Source organism: Lysinibacillus sp. CNPSo 3705, assembly GCF_028674935.1.
GTDB lineage: Bacteria > Bacillota > Bacilli > Bacillales_A > Planococcaceae > Lysinibacillus.
On sequence record NZ_JAQZSD010000019.1, the window covers coordinates 32,246 to 48,059 of the forward strand.

The 15,814-nt window shown below is 39.4% G+C and carries 16 protein-coding genes; all 16 read left to right on the forward strand.

Features of this window, described 5'->3' with window-relative positions; translation table 11 throughout:
• Positions 1-47 precede the first annotated feature (47 nt).
• The 16 genes from spoIVA to aroH all read left to right on the forward strand — a co-directional run bounded on the left by spoIVA (position 48) and on the right by aroH (position 15,802).
• Positions 48-1,526 carry a stage IV sporulation protein A gene (gene spoIVA, locus PVA17_RS10600; RefSeq protein ID WP_132359264.1) on the forward strand — a complete coding sequence of 493 codons (1,479 nt, stop codon included), beginning with the start codon at positions 48-50 and terminating at the stop codon, positions 1,524-1,526.
• Between the two features lie 199 nt (positions 1,527-1,725).
• A complete protein-coding gene (locus PVA17_RS10605; RefSeq protein WP_004232618.1) occupies positions 1,726-1,998 on the forward strand; it encodes an HU family DNA-binding protein in 273 nt (90 codons plus the stop codon).
• A gap of 660 nt (positions 1,999-2,658) precedes the next feature.
• Complete coding sequence (gene folE / locus PVA17_RS10610; RefSeq protein WP_132359262.1) at positions 2,659-3,228, forward strand: GTP cyclohydrolase I FolE; 570 nt, start codon at positions 2,659-2,661, stop codon at positions 3,226-3,228.
• A gap of 63 nt (positions 3,229-3,291) precedes the next feature.
• A complete protein-coding gene (mtrB, locus tag PVA17_RS10615; protein ID WP_049666799.1) occupies positions 3,292-3,510 on the forward strand; it encodes a trp RNA-binding attenuation protein MtrB in 219 nt (72 codons plus the stop codon).
• A gap of 418 nt (positions 3,511-3,928) precedes the next feature.
• Positions 3,929-4,696: a heptaprenyl diphosphate synthase component 1 gene (locus PVA17_RS10620; RefSeq protein ID WP_132359260.1), complete on the forward strand. Its 768-nt coding sequence runs from the start codon at positions 3,929-3,931 to the stop codon at positions 4,694-4,696.
• A 15-nt stretch (positions 4,697-4,711) separates the two neighbouring features.
• On the forward strand, positions 4,712-5,416 hold the full coding sequence (locus PVA17_RS10625; RefSeq protein ID WP_132359258.1) for a demethylmenaquinone methyltransferase: 705 nt from the start codon (positions 4,712-4,714) through the stop codon (positions 5,414-5,416).
• A 19-nt stretch (positions 5,417-5,435) separates the two neighbouring features.
• Entirely contained in the window at positions 5,436-6,410 is a 975-nt protein-coding gene (hepT, locus tag PVA17_RS10630; RefSeq protein WP_132359256.1) for a heptaprenyl diphosphate synthase component II, read from the forward strand.
• A gap of 87 nt (positions 6,411-6,497) precedes the next feature.
• Positions 6,498-6,914, forward strand: coding sequence for a nucleoside-diphosphate kinase (gene ndk, locus PVA17_RS10635; RefSeq protein ID WP_132359254.1), 417 nt, complete (start codon positions 6,498-6,500; stop codon positions 6,912-6,914).
• A gap of 545 nt (positions 6,915-7,459) precedes the next feature.
• On the forward strand, positions 7,460-8,608 hold the full coding sequence (locus tag PVA17_RS10640; RefSeq protein ID WP_274067674.1) for a thiolase family protein: 1,149 nt from the start codon (positions 7,460-7,462) through the stop codon (positions 8,606-8,608).
• Between the two features lie 15 nt (positions 8,609-8,623).
• Positions 8,624-9,385 carry a 3-hydroxyacyl-CoA dehydrogenase gene (locus PVA17_RS10645; protein WP_132359250.1) on the forward strand — a complete coding sequence of 254 codons (762 nt, stop codon included), beginning with the start codon at positions 8,624-8,626 and terminating at the stop codon, positions 9,383-9,385.
• Between the two features lie 395 nt (positions 9,386-9,780).
• The gene (locus tag PVA17_RS10650) at positions 9,781-11,406 is read left to right on the forward strand and encodes a long-chain fatty acid--CoA ligase (protein ID WP_274067675.1); all 1,626 of its coding nucleotides are present in this window, start codon (positions 9,781-9,783) and stop codon (positions 11,404-11,406) included.
• 268 nt (positions 11,407-11,674) lie between these two features.
• Complete coding sequence (locus PVA17_RS10655; protein WP_132359462.1) at positions 11,675-11,890, forward strand: hypothetical protein; 216 nt, start codon at positions 11,675-11,677, stop codon at positions 11,888-11,890.
• Between the two features lie 84 nt (positions 11,891-11,974).
• Positions 11,975-12,745: a CheR family methyltransferase gene (locus PVA17_RS10660; protein ID WP_132359246.1), complete on the forward strand. Its 771-nt coding sequence runs from the start codon at positions 11,975-11,977 to the stop codon at positions 12,743-12,745.
• 417 nt (positions 12,746-13,162) lie between these two features.
• Entirely contained in the window at positions 13,163-14,344 is a 1,182-nt protein-coding gene (gene aroC / locus PVA17_RS10665) for a chorismate synthase (RefSeq protein WP_274067676.1), read from the forward strand.
• A 1-nt stretch (position 14,345) separates the two neighbouring features.
• Entirely contained in the window at positions 14,346-15,437 is a 1,092-nt protein-coding gene (gene aroB / locus PVA17_RS10670; RefSeq protein ID WP_132359242.1) for a 3-dehydroquinate synthase, read from the forward strand.
• Positions 15,434-15,802, forward strand: coding sequence for a chorismate mutase (gene aroH, locus PVA17_RS10675; RefSeq protein WP_132359240.1), 369 nt, complete (start codon positions 15,434-15,436; stop codon positions 15,800-15,802). Before aroB ends, aroH begins: the two co-directional genes overlap by 4 nt.
• Positions 15,803-15,814 lie beyond the last annotated feature (12 nt).

Genomic DNA, 15,814 nt, shown 5'->3' on the forward strand with positions numbered 1-15,814 from the left:
ATCTGCTCGCATATAGTGAAAAAGCGTAGATAAAGGAGGCAGAAACCTTGAGTGAAGCAGTATTTAGAGAAATTGCAGAGCGCACAAATGGCGATGTTTATATTGGTGTTGTCGGTCCAGTACGTGTAGGTAAATCAACATTTGTAAAAAAGGTTATGGAAGCAGTCGTGTTACCAAATATTGTGGATGATACAGAAAGAATGCGTGCACAAGACGAGTTGCCACAAAGCTCGCCGGGGCCAGTCATTATGACTGCTGAGCCGAAGTTTGTGCCTGCCCAAGCAACACGTATTGCGGTCGGTGAGGATGAAATGACGTTCCAAATTCGATTAGCAGATTGCGTTGGTTATATCATTGAAGGTACAAAGGGCTATGAAGATGAAAATGGGCCGAAATATGTGCATACACCTTGGCATACAGAGCCTATCCCTTTCCAGGAAGCGGCGAAAATAGGCACAGATAAAGTTATTCGTGACCATGCCAATATTGGAATTGTTGTAACAACAGATGGCACGGTAAATGGAATAAGTCGTCGTGCGGCAGAGAAGGCTGAAGAGGAAATTGTAGAGCAATTAATGGACATTGGAAAACCTTTTGTTATTGTATTAAATTGCCAAATGCCAGCACGAGAGGAAACAGTACAGCTTCGAAATGAGTTATTTGAGCGCTATAATGTTCCAGTAATTGCTACGTCAATTGATCAAATGCGTGCATCTGATATTCAGTTTATTTTGCAAGAAGCGTTATTTGAATTTCCAATTCGAACAATTGAGGTGGAAAAACCAGATTGGTTAGATGTTTTAGATGCTACACACCCGTTGAATGTTGCGTTAATTGATTCGATGGAAGAAGTGTTGTCATCTATTATGAAAATTAGAGATGTACAACAGGCGTCAGATGCCTTTAAAGCCATTGATTTTATTGACCAGAGTGAAGTGGTGCATGTGGATGCTGGTGTTGGGACCGCAGTCATTCGAGTGTCATTACAAGGTGAGCTTTATAAGTCGGTTTGCAATGAATGGCTAGATGAGCCGATTGAGACGAAAAGAGATTGGCTACTATTTATTAAAGAGGCAGCAGAAGCAAAAGAGGCGCAAAAACGCTTTAAAACGGCTATTAGTGAAGCAGATTCGAAAGGTTATGGCGTAACATTGCCAATGATGCAGGAGTTTGAGCCAACAGCACCAGAGCTTATTAAACAAAATAATTTTTATGGTGTACGTATGAAGGCAAAAGCGCCATCATACCATATCATTCGTGTAGATATGGAATCAGAATTCGCGCCACTAATTGGCTCTGAATTCCATAGCCAACAATTACTTAAGGATTTAAATCATGCCTATTTACATGATCGTGAAGCTTTATGGAACACACAACTTTTTGGAACTCCGCTACATGAAGTGTTAAAAGAAGGAATACGCTATAAAATGGATGCAGTACCAGCGACAGCCAAAAAACGGATGCGCCAAACAATTGAACGTATGGTGAACGAAGGTGATAGAGGATTAGTTACATTTATTTTGTAGTGAAAAAATGAAAAATAAAGCGCAAAAAATTACTACAGGGCTATTCGTTTTTATGCGAAAAGTCCTGTTATTTTTGTTTTTTGGGTGAAAAACGCAATTTTTGGTTATAATCATGTATGAATACAGTTGCGTAGCGGTTTTCTATGTGTTAATCTTTTTACAGAATTGGTTCATGACCCTTTGAGAGGAGGTGAATGGTGTGAATAAAACAGAATTAGTAAACTCTGTTGCTGAAGCTGCAGGTCTTTCTAAAAAAGACGCTTCTAAAGCAGTTGAAGCTGTATTTGATACAATTCAAGATGCTCTTGCAAAGGGTGACAAAGTACAATTAATTGGTTTTGGTAACTTTGAAGTACGTGAACGTGCGGCTCGTAAAGGTCGTAACCCACAAACTGGTAAAGAAATCGAGATCGCTGCTAGCAAGGTACCTGCTTTCAAACCAGGTAAAGCGCTTAAAGACGCGGTAAAATAATACACGTCTAGTAGTTACATAGAGCAGTCTTCATGTAAATGACATGGAGGCTGCTCTTTTTAACTTTTTTCAGCGGGTATCCAAACATTCGCTTAAATAGAGTCTAAAAACACCACGACCTTTGGCAATTTAACTGTGCGAAGGCGAAGCTATAGAAACGGAATGACCCACATAATGTTTTTCCACTAAGAAAAGATGTGAAAGATAGCTAAAAAAGTTAATGTACATAGAAAGATGCAATAAACGAAAGTGTGAGCGTTAGAGATATTATTTGCACAATTTAGGTCCATCACTAAAAATAGAGCTATCTTTGCTAATACTAGAATATTAGTTGATTGGAGTGGAGGCTGGGCGACTCCTTGGGGATCAGCGATAGAGGAACGAAGGCTAAAAGCATCACATCCTGTGATAACGCCTTCGTGACCAACATCGGAGCGGCAGCGGTAAAGCGCCCAGCCGGAACGGAAATCAACCTGACGTTATGGTGATGAGCCAAATTTACAAAACATACTGCTAATTAGAAAGCAATAAGTGGCTATTTTGCTCATATAGCGTTGAATTTCTTTTGAATCAAGTAAGTCGTTTTGCGCTTACCTTTTGGATATGCTACGATGCATAAGGAAATGTGTAATGTACTGATACGCAGGAGGGTTTTTACGGATGTCGAATGTTGATTTATTGAAAATAGAAGAAGCAGTAAAAATGATTTTAGAGGCGGTAGGAGAAGATGTAAATCGTGAAGGTTTACTCGATACACCGAAACGTGTAGCAAAAATGTATGCGGAAATGTTTAGCGGCCTACATGAAGATGCAAAAGATTATTTTAGAACAGTGTTTCATGAAGACCATGAGGAATTAGTACTTGTAAAGGACATTCCGTTTTATTCAATGTGTGAGCATCATTTAGTTCCTTTTTATGGAAAGGCTCATGTTGCATACATACCAAACGATGGCATTGTTGCTGGACTAAGTAAATTAGGACGTGCAGTAGAAACTATTGCTCGCCGACCGCAATTACAGGAACGAATTACTTCCGCTGTTGCAGAGACAATTATGGAAATGCTCTCTCCGAAAGGTGTTTATGTAGTGATAGAGGCGGAGCATATGTGCATGACTATGCGAGGACTTAAGAAGCCAGGATCTAAAACTGTGACATCGGTTGCACGTGGTATTTACGAAGAAGATGAAGTGAAACGTAGAGAAGTTTTATCATTTATTCAAATGTCTTAAATTGAGTGTCTAATTATGTTATGATGGACTAAGAATTTGTCGGATTTAAGGAGTGTACAGACAATGGCACAAGATTATATTGTTATTCAAGCAGAGGAAGATGGCGTACATGTAATCGGTTTAACACGAGGTACAGATACAAAATTCCATCATTCTGAAAAATTAGATGCAGGCGAAGTTATGATTGCTCAATTTACCGAACATACATCTGCCATGAAAATTCGTGGGAAAGCACAGATTCATACAGCACACGGTGTTATAAATAGCGAAGCTAAAAAGTAATAGAGAGAAATACCATTCAAAATGCATGATGAAAGGTATCGTGTCTATGTAAATTAGCAGGGGCACATATAAATCGACTAGATGTGAAAACTTAGTAATGGAGTTTTCGATTCGATTCTTTCGGCGGGTGTTAAACATCACTGAAATAGACTAAGAACGCCACGTTCTGTGGCAATTTATCTGTGTGAAAGCGCTTTGTTAAACACAAAGCCGTTTCCGGACGCGATTATGCCGAGGCATAATTGATAGGCAGTTGGGATTTCTTCCGTTTTTTTTACGGGGAAGCTCTTCTGCCTATCATGTTGAATAAAGCAAAAATTTTTTATTCCGAATCGTCGCGTATGCTATAATGACTCAGTAAGCAAGCGTTAGGTCATGAAAAGACTAACGTATTTGAAAGTGAAATGGAGTAAGGTCTATGAATGCAACATACATTCAAAATTCAATTGCACAATTAAAAACAGAGATTTTCATGGATGTTCGTCATAGAACTTTGCAAAAATACACAGGATTGCCTGTGCTCGATGAAAATCAATTATTTTACTTGTTAGTTCCCTTTTTTAATGGGGAAGAGTGGCAACAAGATGAACGAGAAGCTGCCATCACTGTTGGAATTGTGTACGCAGCCTTAGCAGCGCACGATCATATTAAAGAACTAGATGCCACGTCAAAAGAACAGCAGTTAACTGTTTTAGCTGGAGACTTTTATAGTGGCCGTTATTATGAGATTTTAGCGATGTCGGGAAATGTCGCATTGATTCGAAATTTGTCACAAGGAATTGTGGCACGTTGTGAACACCAAATTAAAGTATATGAGGCTGAAAAACGTTCCAGTGAACAATGGTTTGCCTCAATCACTAACATTGAATCAGGATTAATCTCAAAATTTTTTGAGCTCTATTCATTTAGAGATTATATTCCAATTGTGGAGAAGAGCTTATTAATCTTGCGTTTAGAAAGAGAATTGGCGACATATCAACGTGGGCAAGGATCTTTAATGAGTAAAGTTCTTGAAGAAAGCGCGAGATATGCTGGAGCGACCTTTGGCAACGTCATAAAGGACAAAATTATGCAATTAAAAGCAGAGCTGTTACAGATGATAGAAGATGCATCGTTTCTACAAGGTGATGTGAAACAAGCTCTACAAGCACGTGTAGAGGCATCCATTGCTTCTACTAATGGATAAGAGAGGTTTTTCAAAATGGCTAAAACGAAAGAAGAGCACGTGCATGAAGTATTTGAAAGTATTTCGGAAAACTATGACAAAATGAATGGCGTTATTAGTTTCCAAATGCATGTTGGCTGGCGCAACGATACGATGAAGCATATGGCAGTAAAACCTGGAGCGAAGGCTCTAGATGTTTGCTGTGGTACGGCAGATTGGACAATTGCATTAGCCGAGGCAGTTGGTGAAGGCGGAGAAGTAAAAGGGGTAGACTTCAGTAAAAACATGCTGAAGGTTGGTGAAGAAAAGGTAAAGCCATACCCACAAATTGAACTAATACATGGAAATGCTATGGAGTTACCTTTCCCAGACAATACGTTTGATTATGTAACAATTGGTTTTGGGCTTCGCAATGTACCAGATTATTTACAAGTTTTAAAAGAAATGAATCGTGTTGTAAAACCAGGGGGAATGGTTGTTTGTTTAGAAACATCTCAATCTGAAATTCCAGGCTATCGACAACTATTCCGTTTTTATTTTAAATATATAATGCCGATATTTGGTAAAATATTTGCGAAAAGCTATAAAGAATATTCTTGGCTACAGGAATCAGCAAATGATTTCCCAGGTATGAAGAAGTTAGCGGCACTGTTTGAGCAGGCAGGTTTAGAAAAAGTAACGTACAAAGCATACAGTGGCGGTGCTGCGGCAATGCATATAGGCTTTAAAAAAGTACGTTAATGGGGGAAGGTTTTCACACGTGGAAAAGATGAAGTTAAAACTACTCTATTCCGATTTGAAATCAGATATCGATATCATTGAACAAGAATTAGAAAAAGCAGTGAACTCTTCTTCAGGTTTGATCAATGATGCTTCTCTCCATTTATTGCAAGCTGGTGGCAAACGGATACGACCTATTTTCGTGTTGCTTGGCGCGAAATTTGGCGTATATGATATCGAAAAGATGAAGGATGTAGCCGTACCAGTAGAGCTTATTCATATGGCATCACTTGTGCATGATGATGTAATTGATGATTCCAATATGCGAAGAGGACGCCCGACGGTCAAATCACAATGGAATAATAGAGTTGCAATGTACACGGGCGATTTTATTTTTGCGCGTGCACTTGAATATATTACAAAGCTTGAAGACCCATTAGTTCATCAAATTTTAGCGCGTACAATGGTTGAAATTTGTAACGGTGAAGTCATTCAAATCGAAGATAAATTTAGATTAGATCAAGGATTAAAGGATTATTTTAGACGCATTAAACGAAAAACGGCATTATTGATTTCTTCTAGTTGCGAACTTGGTGCAGTGGCAGCAGGTGTCGATCCTAAAACGGTGAGACATTTGAAACGATTTGGCTATTTTGTGGGCATGAGCTTCCAAATTATCGATGATGTTTTAGATATTATGGCAACAGATAAAGAATTAGGAAAGCCAGCAGGTAGTGATTTACTGCAAGGTAATATTACATTACCGATTCTAATGTTAAAAGATGATCCCGTAATGCAACCTTATTTGGCAAAAGTTTTTGCAGGCACATTGACGGAAACAGAACGTCAAAATATGCTGCAGTATGTGCGTAAATCCGACGCGATTGAACAAGCTAATAAAATGAGTGATAAATATTTGAAAAAGGCATTACAAGAAATAGATGCATTACCAAAACATCCCGTTAAGAAAAAACTACGTGATGTCGCGTTATTTATGGGTAAGCGTAAATTCTAGCTTTTTGTTGTACAAAGGCTCATTTTTTGTTAATATTTATCGGTAGGTGTAAAACCTGTTATACGAATTTAAGGAGTGTTTTAAACAATGGCAATCGAAAAAACTTTTTTAATGGTTAAGCCTGATGGCGTAGAACGTCAAGTAGTAGGAGATATCGTAGATCGTTTTGAACGTCGCGGTTTTGTATTGAAAGGTGCTAAATTAATGGTAATTCCTACAGAATTAGCAGAAAAGCACTATGCAGAGCATGCAGAGCGTCCATTCTTTGGTGAATTAGTTGATTTCATCACTTCTGGTCCTGTATTCGCTATGGTATGGGAAGGCGAAAACGTAATTAAGCTTGCTCGTACAATGATGGGAGCAACTAAACCTGAAGAATCTAACCCAGGTACAATCCGTGGTGACTATGCAACAACTGTTTCTCACAACATCATTCACGGTTCTGATTCACTTGCTTCTGCTGAGCGTGAAATCGGCCTATTCTTCGGTGAAGATTTAGTTTAATTCGCAAACTTAAAGAGCAATCTCAATTTCATTTGAGATTGCTTTTTTTTGCTCTAAAAGGGTGCCGGATCTCCTAAAACAATGGATAGAATTTTCTAGATACATATATAGAATTGTTAAATAATTCTTAGTCATGTAAAATAAAAGATATAATATTCTGATAATTAAGGTAGATGTCTTGGAATCGGAAAGGAAAAATAAAGTTCTATTAGTCAAAAATATCACACTCATGCGATAACGGCTAACTGACATGCATCGGTAAAAACGCCACGTCCTGTGATATTACCAAAATGACCGACATCGTGTAGGCTCTTATGCCGCTGCGCTTTCGCACAAAAAACATCTGTAGGCCTAAGCACAAGCCGATTCCGAACGCCTTGTTTATCTGCACGACAGCGGCAAGTATTTTCAGTAGCGAAAGCAAAGTGTCTTCCAATTATGCCTCGGCATAATTGATTAGCTTAATAATCAAGAATATATTTCATAGCATCTAAATACATTGGATGATAGGAAATGAGAGATGACAGTACAAAGGGGATTTTTTTATGAGAGAAGTTGTGATTGTATCAGCTGTTCGTACAGCAGTTGGGAGAAGTAAAGGGGCATTAAGCAATGTTCGAGCAGACGACTTAGCTGCAGATGTTCTGCAGGAAGTAGTACAACGAGCAGATATCAATAAGGATCAGGTGGAGGATGTAATCTTTGGCTGTGTAACGCAAACTGCTGAACAGGGCGCAAATATAGCGCGTACTGCATTATTAATGGCAGGCTTTCCGGATAGTGTCCCAGGTGTGACAATCGATCGTCAATGTGGCTCAAGTCAGCAGGCTGTACATTTCGCAGCACAGGCTATTTTAGCAGGGGATATGGATATTGTTATTGCTGGTGGGGTTGAAAGCATGACGAGGGTGTCGATGGGTTCTAACATGAAGGGTGCCCATACAGGTAAACGATTACAAGACAACTACACAATTATACATCAAGGGTTATCAGCTGAGAAAATAGCGGAAAAATGGAACTTAACAAAAGAACAGCTAAATAACTATGCTTACAATAGTCATAGACGAGCATTAGCTGCAATTGAGGCGGGCCATTTTAAAAAGGAAATACTGCCTGTCCAAGTTACGCAAGAAGACGGCGCAGTTACAACGTTTTCTGTTGATGAGGGTCCTCGGGCAGAAACGACAGTTGATAAATTGAATGGGCTTAAAACAGTATTCCAGGAAGATGGTGTGATTACAGCTGGTAATGCCAGTCAAATGAGTGATGGTGCCTCAGCGGTAGTTATAATGTCTTTAGAAAAGGCACAAGAGCTTGGCATCCAACCGCTTGCTAAAATTGTTTCAAGAGTTGTTGTTGGCTCAGATCCGACGTTAATGCTAACTGGTCCAATTGAAGCAACTAGACAAGTGCTAAAACGTTCAGGTCTTACGATAGAGGAAATGGATACGTATGAAGTGAATGAGGCTTTTGCGCCAGTACCACTTGTTTGGTTACATGAAATTGGCGCAGATCCAAATAAATTAAATCCAGATGGAGGAGCTATTGCCTTAGGGCATCCATTAGGAGCATCAGGTACAAAACTGTTAACAACGATGCTATACAGAATGGAACGAGAAAATTTACGTTATGGCTTACTAGCAATTTGTGAAGGTATGGGAATGGCGAATGCCACTATTATTGAAAAAATGTAAAAGGGGTTGTGTTTGATGAATGACGTAATAGCAGTTGTAACAGGGGGAGCATCTGGTTTAGGAGAGGCGACGGTTCGTAAAATTGTTGCGGAGGGTGGTAAAGCAGTAATTTTTGATCTTAATGCCGAGCGAGGACAGGCACTAGTAGAGGAGCTAGGGGAGAATGTCCAATATGCACGTGTAAATGTCACAAAAGAAGCTGATGTAGCGGCAGGTCTTGAGCAAGCAGTTGCAAAGTTTGGGGCCATTAATGTCACAGTGAATTGTGCTGGAATTGCTGATGCAAGTAAAGTACTTTCAAAGCGTGGTGTACATGCCCTTGATTTATTCGAAAAAGTGATTTCTGTAAATTTAATTGGTACTTTCAATGTTATTCGCCTAGCAGCTGAGAAGATGCAACATAATGAACCAAATGAGGATGGTCAGCGAGGCGTTATTATTAATACGGCATCTGTGGCAGCATTTGATGGACAAATAGGACAAGCAGCATATAGTGCGTCAAAGGGTGGTGTGGCAGCGATGACCTTGCCGATTGCTAGGGAGCTTGCTGAAATTGGGGTGCGTGTTATGACTATTGCTCCAGGGTTAGTAGAGACACCAATGTTTGCATCGTTACCAGAGCCAGCAAGAACAGCACTTGCCCAAATGACACCGTTCCCTAAACGACTTGGGAAGCCATCAGAATACGCGCTATTAGTCGAAAGTATTATCAAAAATGGTTTATTAAATGGCGAAGTTATCCGCTTGGACGGCGCGATTCGTATGCAGCCAAAATAGGGGGGGATTTCAAGGTGCTCGCCTCAAACTGAATAAGCTAGGCTGTTCACGGAAATGAGAATGAGCAAAGTCTCCTGTGTTTACGCATTTGGGAAGTACAGAAAGTTAAAAGGTATTTGTCCTGCGGCAGCGAGCGAAAAAATGACTTGTTTTATATGGTTCACACCAAGAGTTGAGGGTGAAATAAGTTGAGTGGGGGCTGGTCGACTCCTTGGGGATTAGAGGCTCATCGGACGCCCCCAGGTAGCTGTGCCCTACGCGTCAGCAAAAAAGCGCCCAGCCGAAACGAAAATCAACCACACGTTTTGGTGATGATCCTTTTATATGTAATTATTGGTAGTAGCAGTCAGCCTTGGACGATTCAAAAATTTATATAAACAAAGGGGAGCGTTACTATGCATATGATGGATACACCTTTATTATTAACAAGTTTTTTGGATCGAGCAGAACGATTTTTTCATGCGAAAAAAATATATTCGCGGACAGGCTCTACATTAATTCACGAGTTTACATATAAAGACTATGTAAAACGAACTCGTAAGCTAGCAGATGCCCTTACAAAGCTAGGAATGAAGAGAGGTATGAAAGTAGGTACCTTTGCTTGGAATCACCACCGTCATTTAGAAGCATATTTTGCAGTCCCGTGTGCGGGGGCTGTCTTGCATATGATAAATATTCGATTAGCCCCTGAGCATATTGCTTATGTTATTAACCATGCAGAAGATGAAATATTACTAATTGATGATAACTTAGTTCCACTTCTTGCACCGATTGTCTCACAGCTTAAATCGGTAAAGTATTTTATCGTAATGGGAGATGAAGTTGTGCTTGATAACATCCCATTACCAAATGCTCTATCTTATGAGGCATTACTCGAAGAAGCAAATGAGAATTTTAGATTTCCAGATGATTTAGATGAAAATACACCTGCTGGCATGTGCTACACAAGTGCCACTACAGGAATGCCAAAGGGTGTAGTGTATACGCATCGTAGTATTGTCCTCCATACTATGGCAGCAGGACTCTCCGATAGTATTGCAATAGGCGAGGCTGATGTTTTATTACCTGTCGTACCGATGTTTCATGCAAATGCATGGGGATTTCCGTTTGCTGGTGTATTATTTGGTGCTACCCAGGTACTACCAGGGCCAATGTTTACACCACAGCTATTACTTGATTTAATTGAAACTTATAAGGTAACACTGACTGCAGGAGTACCGACAATTTGGCTTGGGGTATTGCAGGAGCAACGCAAAAATCCTCGTGATTTGTCTTCGATACGGTTGATTGTATGCGGAGGCTCAGCATCGCCGCTCGGTCTAACTCGTGGCTTTGAGGAGGAGCTTAAAATTCCTTACATGACGGGCTACGGTATGACCGAGACATCGCCGCTTGTTAGTATATCGATGTATTTAACACATATGCAAGATTATACGATGGATGAAAAAATGGATGTTCGTATTACACAAGGAATAACAGTACCGCTTATTGAAACACGCGTAGTCAATGAAAACGGTGAAGTCCCTTGGGATGGCAAAACAATGGGCGAATTGACAATTAGGGGCCCGTGGATTGCAGCCGAGTATTATAACGATGAACGAACAAAGGAAGCCTTTAAAGATGGCTGGCTTTACACTGGTGATATTGCTGTAGTGACAGCAGATGGTTATATTAAAATTACAGATCGTACAAAAGATTTAATTAAAAGCGGTGGAGAATGGATTTCTTCAGTAGAGCTTGAAAATACTTTGATGTCCCATCCTAAAGTGTTTGAGGCTGCTGTTATAGCCATTCCCCACGAAAAATGGATTGAACGACCTTTAGCGTGTGTTGTACCAAAGCCCGAATATAAGGATTCCATTACGAAATCCGAGCTACTAGAAGATTTACGATCGCAATTCCATAAAACATGGATCCCTGATGATGTAGTATTTTTAAATGAAATACCGAAAACTTCTGTAGGAAAATTCATGAAGGTGAAATTACGAGAAGAATTAAGGGATTATCGAATAGAGGTTTAGGAAACTATAAAAAATGAAGGTGGTGACTAACTACCTTCATTTTTTACGTAAATATATAGGCTTATACCCATAACGCGGGGTTCGGCTTTGTACTATCACAAAGTCTATTCCTTACGCAATTATGCCGAGATCTAGCTACGTTTAACGAACGGTAAAGAGAATATTTTAGCTGAATTAATGAAAGAATAAAAAGAAAAATGAAACTATTCTTTCCGTTTTGCCGTATAATCTTTATTAATGAAAGGGTGTGGACGTATTGATAGCAGAGATGGGGATTATTGCAGGAGTAGTTATTTGTTTAGCAGGTATTTTTACAGATACACATACAAAAAAACAAAAAATTAAATTGAAGGCTATTGAAAAGGAAGTAGAGCTAGAGAAGCTAAGATTAGAAACGTATACGTTGGAGACAGAAAAATTACGTCTAGAATTAGAGCAATCCAAAGTGTTATTGTTAGAGGAAAAACAAAACTCAACTAAGTAACTTGGATTTCATGTGAAAGACTATTTCAGGAATGGCACTTTTCCGCTATAATGGAAATACGAAGCTAGAGGGGAAGAAGACCGCATGTCTGATTATGAACAATTTATAGAAGGTATAAAGCGCAAAACAGGAATAGATTTAGCGTTATATAAAGAAGCGCAAATGAAAAGACGATTAACATCCCTATATGAAAAAAAGGGATATCGTAATTTTATGGATTTTCTAAAGGCACTTGAACAAGATCGTAATTTAATGAATGAGTTTTTAGATCGTATGACGATCAATGTTTCTGAATTTTATCGCAATGGGAAGCGCTGGGAAGTGTTGCAGAAAAAAATATTTCCGAAATTACTGCAATCTAATAAGCGTCTGAGAATTTGGAGTGCTGCTTGTTCAACGGGTGAAGAACCCTATTCTTTAGTCATGGTATTATCTCAATTAGTGCCATTATCTCAAATTCAAATCATTGCTACTGATTTAGATGAAAATGTAATTCAAAAGGCGAAATTAGGTGTCTACCCAGAGCGCTCATTAGCAGAAGTGCCGAGTGATATTAAAGCCAAATATTTTGAGCAAGAAGGTTCCTTTTATAGGGTCAAAGATGAGATTAAACGTTGTGTGACTTTTAAGAAGCATAATTTGCTTAATGATCATTACGATGCTAATTATGATTTAATTGTTTGCCGCAACGTGATGATTTATTTTACTGAAGAAGCGAAAGATCAGATTTATACGAATTTTAGTAAAGCATTGCGTAAAGATGGAATTTTATTTGTTGGATCAACAGAGCAAATCTTTAATCCATCTCGTTATGAGTTTGAAGTCGAAGATACATTCTTTTACAAACGAAAATAGTTAATAATATAAGAAAAGCATTCGTACAGAGACAATATGAATGTCATGTACATATTTCCGAAGCTTTAGACATAGATATAAATCGTGCGCTTTTCGCTTGATATAAGCAAAAAGCGTATTTTTTTAGTTATCACGCCGCATCTCGGGCAGTAAGACTCCAACTACAAATTAACTGATTGAAGATTAATAATTAGTGGAGATGAAGAAATTTTTTTCAAATAAATCGTTCAGAATATTCAAATTTAACATTGCAATCTAAAGTAACGTCGTAAACAATAGGAGGACCTTTCAATGATTCGGAATTTGCGAATAATTAAAATGAGTGTTAAAAGACATTTGCAAAAGGACTGTTTTTTTAGAGAATATATGTTATAGTGAAAAATACATACTTTAGCGAGTTGAAGGGAGAAAGCGTTTATGCGTTACTTAACAGCGGGAGAGTCACATGGACCCCAATTAACAACAATTATTGAGGGCCTACCGTCGCTCTTACCAATTACAGCAGAAAAAATTAACCACGATTTAAAACGTCGTCAAGGAGGACATGGACGCGGCCGCCGTATGCAAATCGAAACAGATACAGTGGAAGTGGTCGCTGGTGTTCGTCATGGACAAACACTTGGTTCTCCCGTAGCACTCGTCGTCACAAATGATGACTGGAAGCACTGGACAAAAATTATGGGAGCAGAACCGTTAGCAGAAGATGTGAATCCTGAAGATATCAAACGTCAAATTTCACGTCCTCGACCAGGGCATGCAGATTTAGTAGGAGGCATGAAATACGGACACCGTGATCTACGTAATGTACTAGAGCGTTCTTCAGCGCGTGAGACAACTGTTCGTGTAGCAGTAGGTTCTGTTGCTAAAGCGCTATTAAATGAATTAGGCATTTCCATTGTGGCACATGTAACAGAAATCGTTGGTATTAAGGCAGATACTTCCGGAGTGGAAGGGAAATCTGCAGATGAAATTCGTGCCATTGTTGAAGCAGATCCTTGCTATTGCGTTGATCCAGAGGCTTCGGCAAAAATGGTGGAGGCAATTGATGAAGCGAAAAAAGCGGGTGACTCAATTGGTGGTGTTGTTGAAGTCATCGTTGAAGGAATGCCAGCAGGTGTCGGTTCATACGTTCATTATGACCGTAAGCTAGATGCAAAATTAGCAGCTGCCATGTTATCTATCAATGCATTTAAAGGTGTTGAATTTGGAATTGGCTTTGAAATGGCGCGCCGTAAAGGCTCTGAAGTACATGATGAAATCATTTGGTCAGAAGGAGAAGGCTATACACGTGCAACCAACCGACTTGGTGGTTTAGAAGGGGGAATGTCTACTGGAATGCCAATTGTCGTACGTGGCGTTATGAAACCAATTCCTACTTTATATAAACCGTTGCAAAGTGTAGATATTGAAACGAAAGAGCCATTTAAAGCAAGTGTAGAGCGCTCTGATAGCTGTGCAGTACCTGCAGCATCAGTTGTTGCTGAGCATGTTATTGCCTGGGAAATAGCGAATGCAATTTTGGAACAATTCCATAGCGATCAATTACCTCAACTAAAAGCTCAAATCGACGAACACCGTCGTTATACAAAGGGGTTCTAATATGCGAGTACCAGTAGCGACGAAATCGCATCAATATGAGGTTGTTCTTGGTCATAATTTTTTAGTAGAAGCTGTAAAAGCATTTGATGATAAGCTTCAAAAAGCGGATAAGCTCATTGTTTTTACGGATGCTAATGTGTGGGCAGCGCAAGGAGATTATTTCAAGGCTAATTTCCCTTATCATTTTGAGGTCTTTGTCTTACCGGGTGGTGAGGCATGTAAAACCTTTGAACAATACAATGCAGCGCAAACATTTTTACTTGAACAAAAATGCTCGCGTAAATCATTTGTTTTTGCATTCGGTGGGGGAGCTGTAGGTGATTTAACAGGCTTTGTTGCAGCTACTTATATGCGTGGGGTGCCGTTTATTCAAATCCCAACGACGATTTTGGCACATGACTCAGCAGTAGGTGGTAAAACAGCTATTAACCATCCGCTAGGAAAGAATATGATTGGTGCGTTTTATCAACCTGAGGGAGTTATTTACGATACTGTCTTTATCGAAAGCTTACCTGAGCGCGAGGTACGTTCAGGAACAGCAGAAGTGATCAAGCATGCGATGATTTCTAATGCAGCGTGGTTAGAGGATTTAATGGCTGCAGAGACAGTTATGCATTTCACGACCGAAGAATTAGCGAAGCAGCTTAGAAAAGGCATTGAAGTGAAGGCGCAAATAGTAGCAGAGGACGAGACTGAGCAATCCGTGCGAAAATTTTTAAACCTAGGCCATACTTATGGGCATGCCATTGAAGCGGCCGCTGGTTATGGAAAAGTAGCACATGGCGAGGCGGTCATGATTGGTCTCGTATATTGTTTATTATTAAGTGAACGATACGGTGAATTAGATCGTAACTTCACTACAGCATTTTTGCAGTTTGCAGTGAAGAATGGCTATCCATTTGAAGCTGTAAAAGAATATTCCTTTGAACAGTTAACAGAGTATTTAATGAAAGATAAAAAAGCGGAGTATGGTATTTTACAATTTGTGTTGTTGGAGAAAATTGGTAAACCATTCATACAACCAATTGATTTAGCGGAGTGTAGAGAAGTAGATGCCGAATTCCGACAACTATTAGCGGAGGTGCTTGTATGATTCGTGGACTTAGAGGAGCAATTACAATTGAATCTGACAAGCCAGACCTTGTATGGAATGAGACAGCAAGATTAGTGCGTGAAGTAGTAGCAGCCAATAATGTGGAAATAGATGATATTGCTTCTATATTAATATCTACAACACCTGATATTACGTCAGCATTTCCGGCACGTGCTGTACGGTTAATGGATGGGTGGCAATATGTACCTGTCATGTGTACGCATGAAATGGACGTGCCAAACGCATTACCACTTTGTATTCGTGTATTAATCCATGCAAATGTGGAAGTAGCACAAAAGGATGTAAAACACTTGTATCTCAATGATGCAGTGAAATTAAGACCAGATTTAGCCCAAGCTAAATAATAGAGGAGATGT

Excerpts from the sequence above, each read along its gene's own strand:
- folE (WP_132359262.1), top strand. The coding sequence starts at position 2,659 with ATGTCGAATGTTGATTTATTGAAAATAGAAGAAGCAGTAAAAATGATT.
- mtrB (WP_049666799.1), top strand. The coding sequence starts at position 3,292 with ATGGCACAAGATTATATTGTTATTCAAGCAGAGGAAGATGGCGTACAT.
- PVA17_RS10620 (WP_132359260.1), top strand. The coding sequence starts at position 3,929 with ATGAATGCAACATACATTCAAAATTCAATTGCACAATTAAAAACAGAG.
- PVA17_RS10625 (WP_132359258.1), top strand. The coding sequence starts at position 4,712 with ATGGCTAAAACGAAAGAAGAGCACGTGCATGAAGTATTTGAAAGTATT.
- ndk (WP_132359254.1), top strand. The coding sequence starts at position 6,498 with ATGGCAATCGAAAAAACTTTTTTAATGGTTAAGCCTGATGGCGTAGAA.
- PVA17_RS10640 (WP_274067674.1), top strand. The coding sequence starts at position 7,460 with ATGAGAGAAGTTGTGATTGTATCAGCTGTTCGTACAGCAGTTGGGAGA.
- PVA17_RS10645 (WP_132359250.1), top strand. The coding sequence starts at position 8,624 with ATGAATGACGTAATAGCAGTTGTAACAGGGGGAGCATCTGGTTTAGGA.
- PVA17_RS10650 (WP_274067675.1), top strand. The coding sequence starts at position 9,781 with ATGCATATGATGGATACACCTTTATTATTAACAAGTTTTTTGGATCGA.
- PVA17_RS10655 (WP_132359462.1), top strand. The coding sequence starts at position 11,675 with ATGGGGATTATTGCAGGAGTAGTTATTTGTTTAGCAGGTATTTTTACA.
- PVA17_RS10660 (WP_132359246.1), top strand. The coding sequence starts at position 11,975 with ATGTCTGATTATGAACAATTTATAGAAGGTATAAAGCGCAAAACAGGA.
- aroC (WP_274067676.1), top strand. The coding sequence starts at position 13,163 with ATGCGTTACTTAACAGCGGGAGAGTCACATGGACCCCAATTAACAACA.
- aroB (WP_132359242.1), top strand. The coding sequence starts at position 14,346 with ATGCGAGTACCAGTAGCGACGAAATCGCATCAATATGAGGTTGTTCTT.
- aroH (WP_132359240.1), top strand. The coding sequence starts at position 15,434 with ATGATTCGTGGACTTAGAGGAGCAATTACAATTGAATCTGACAAGCCA.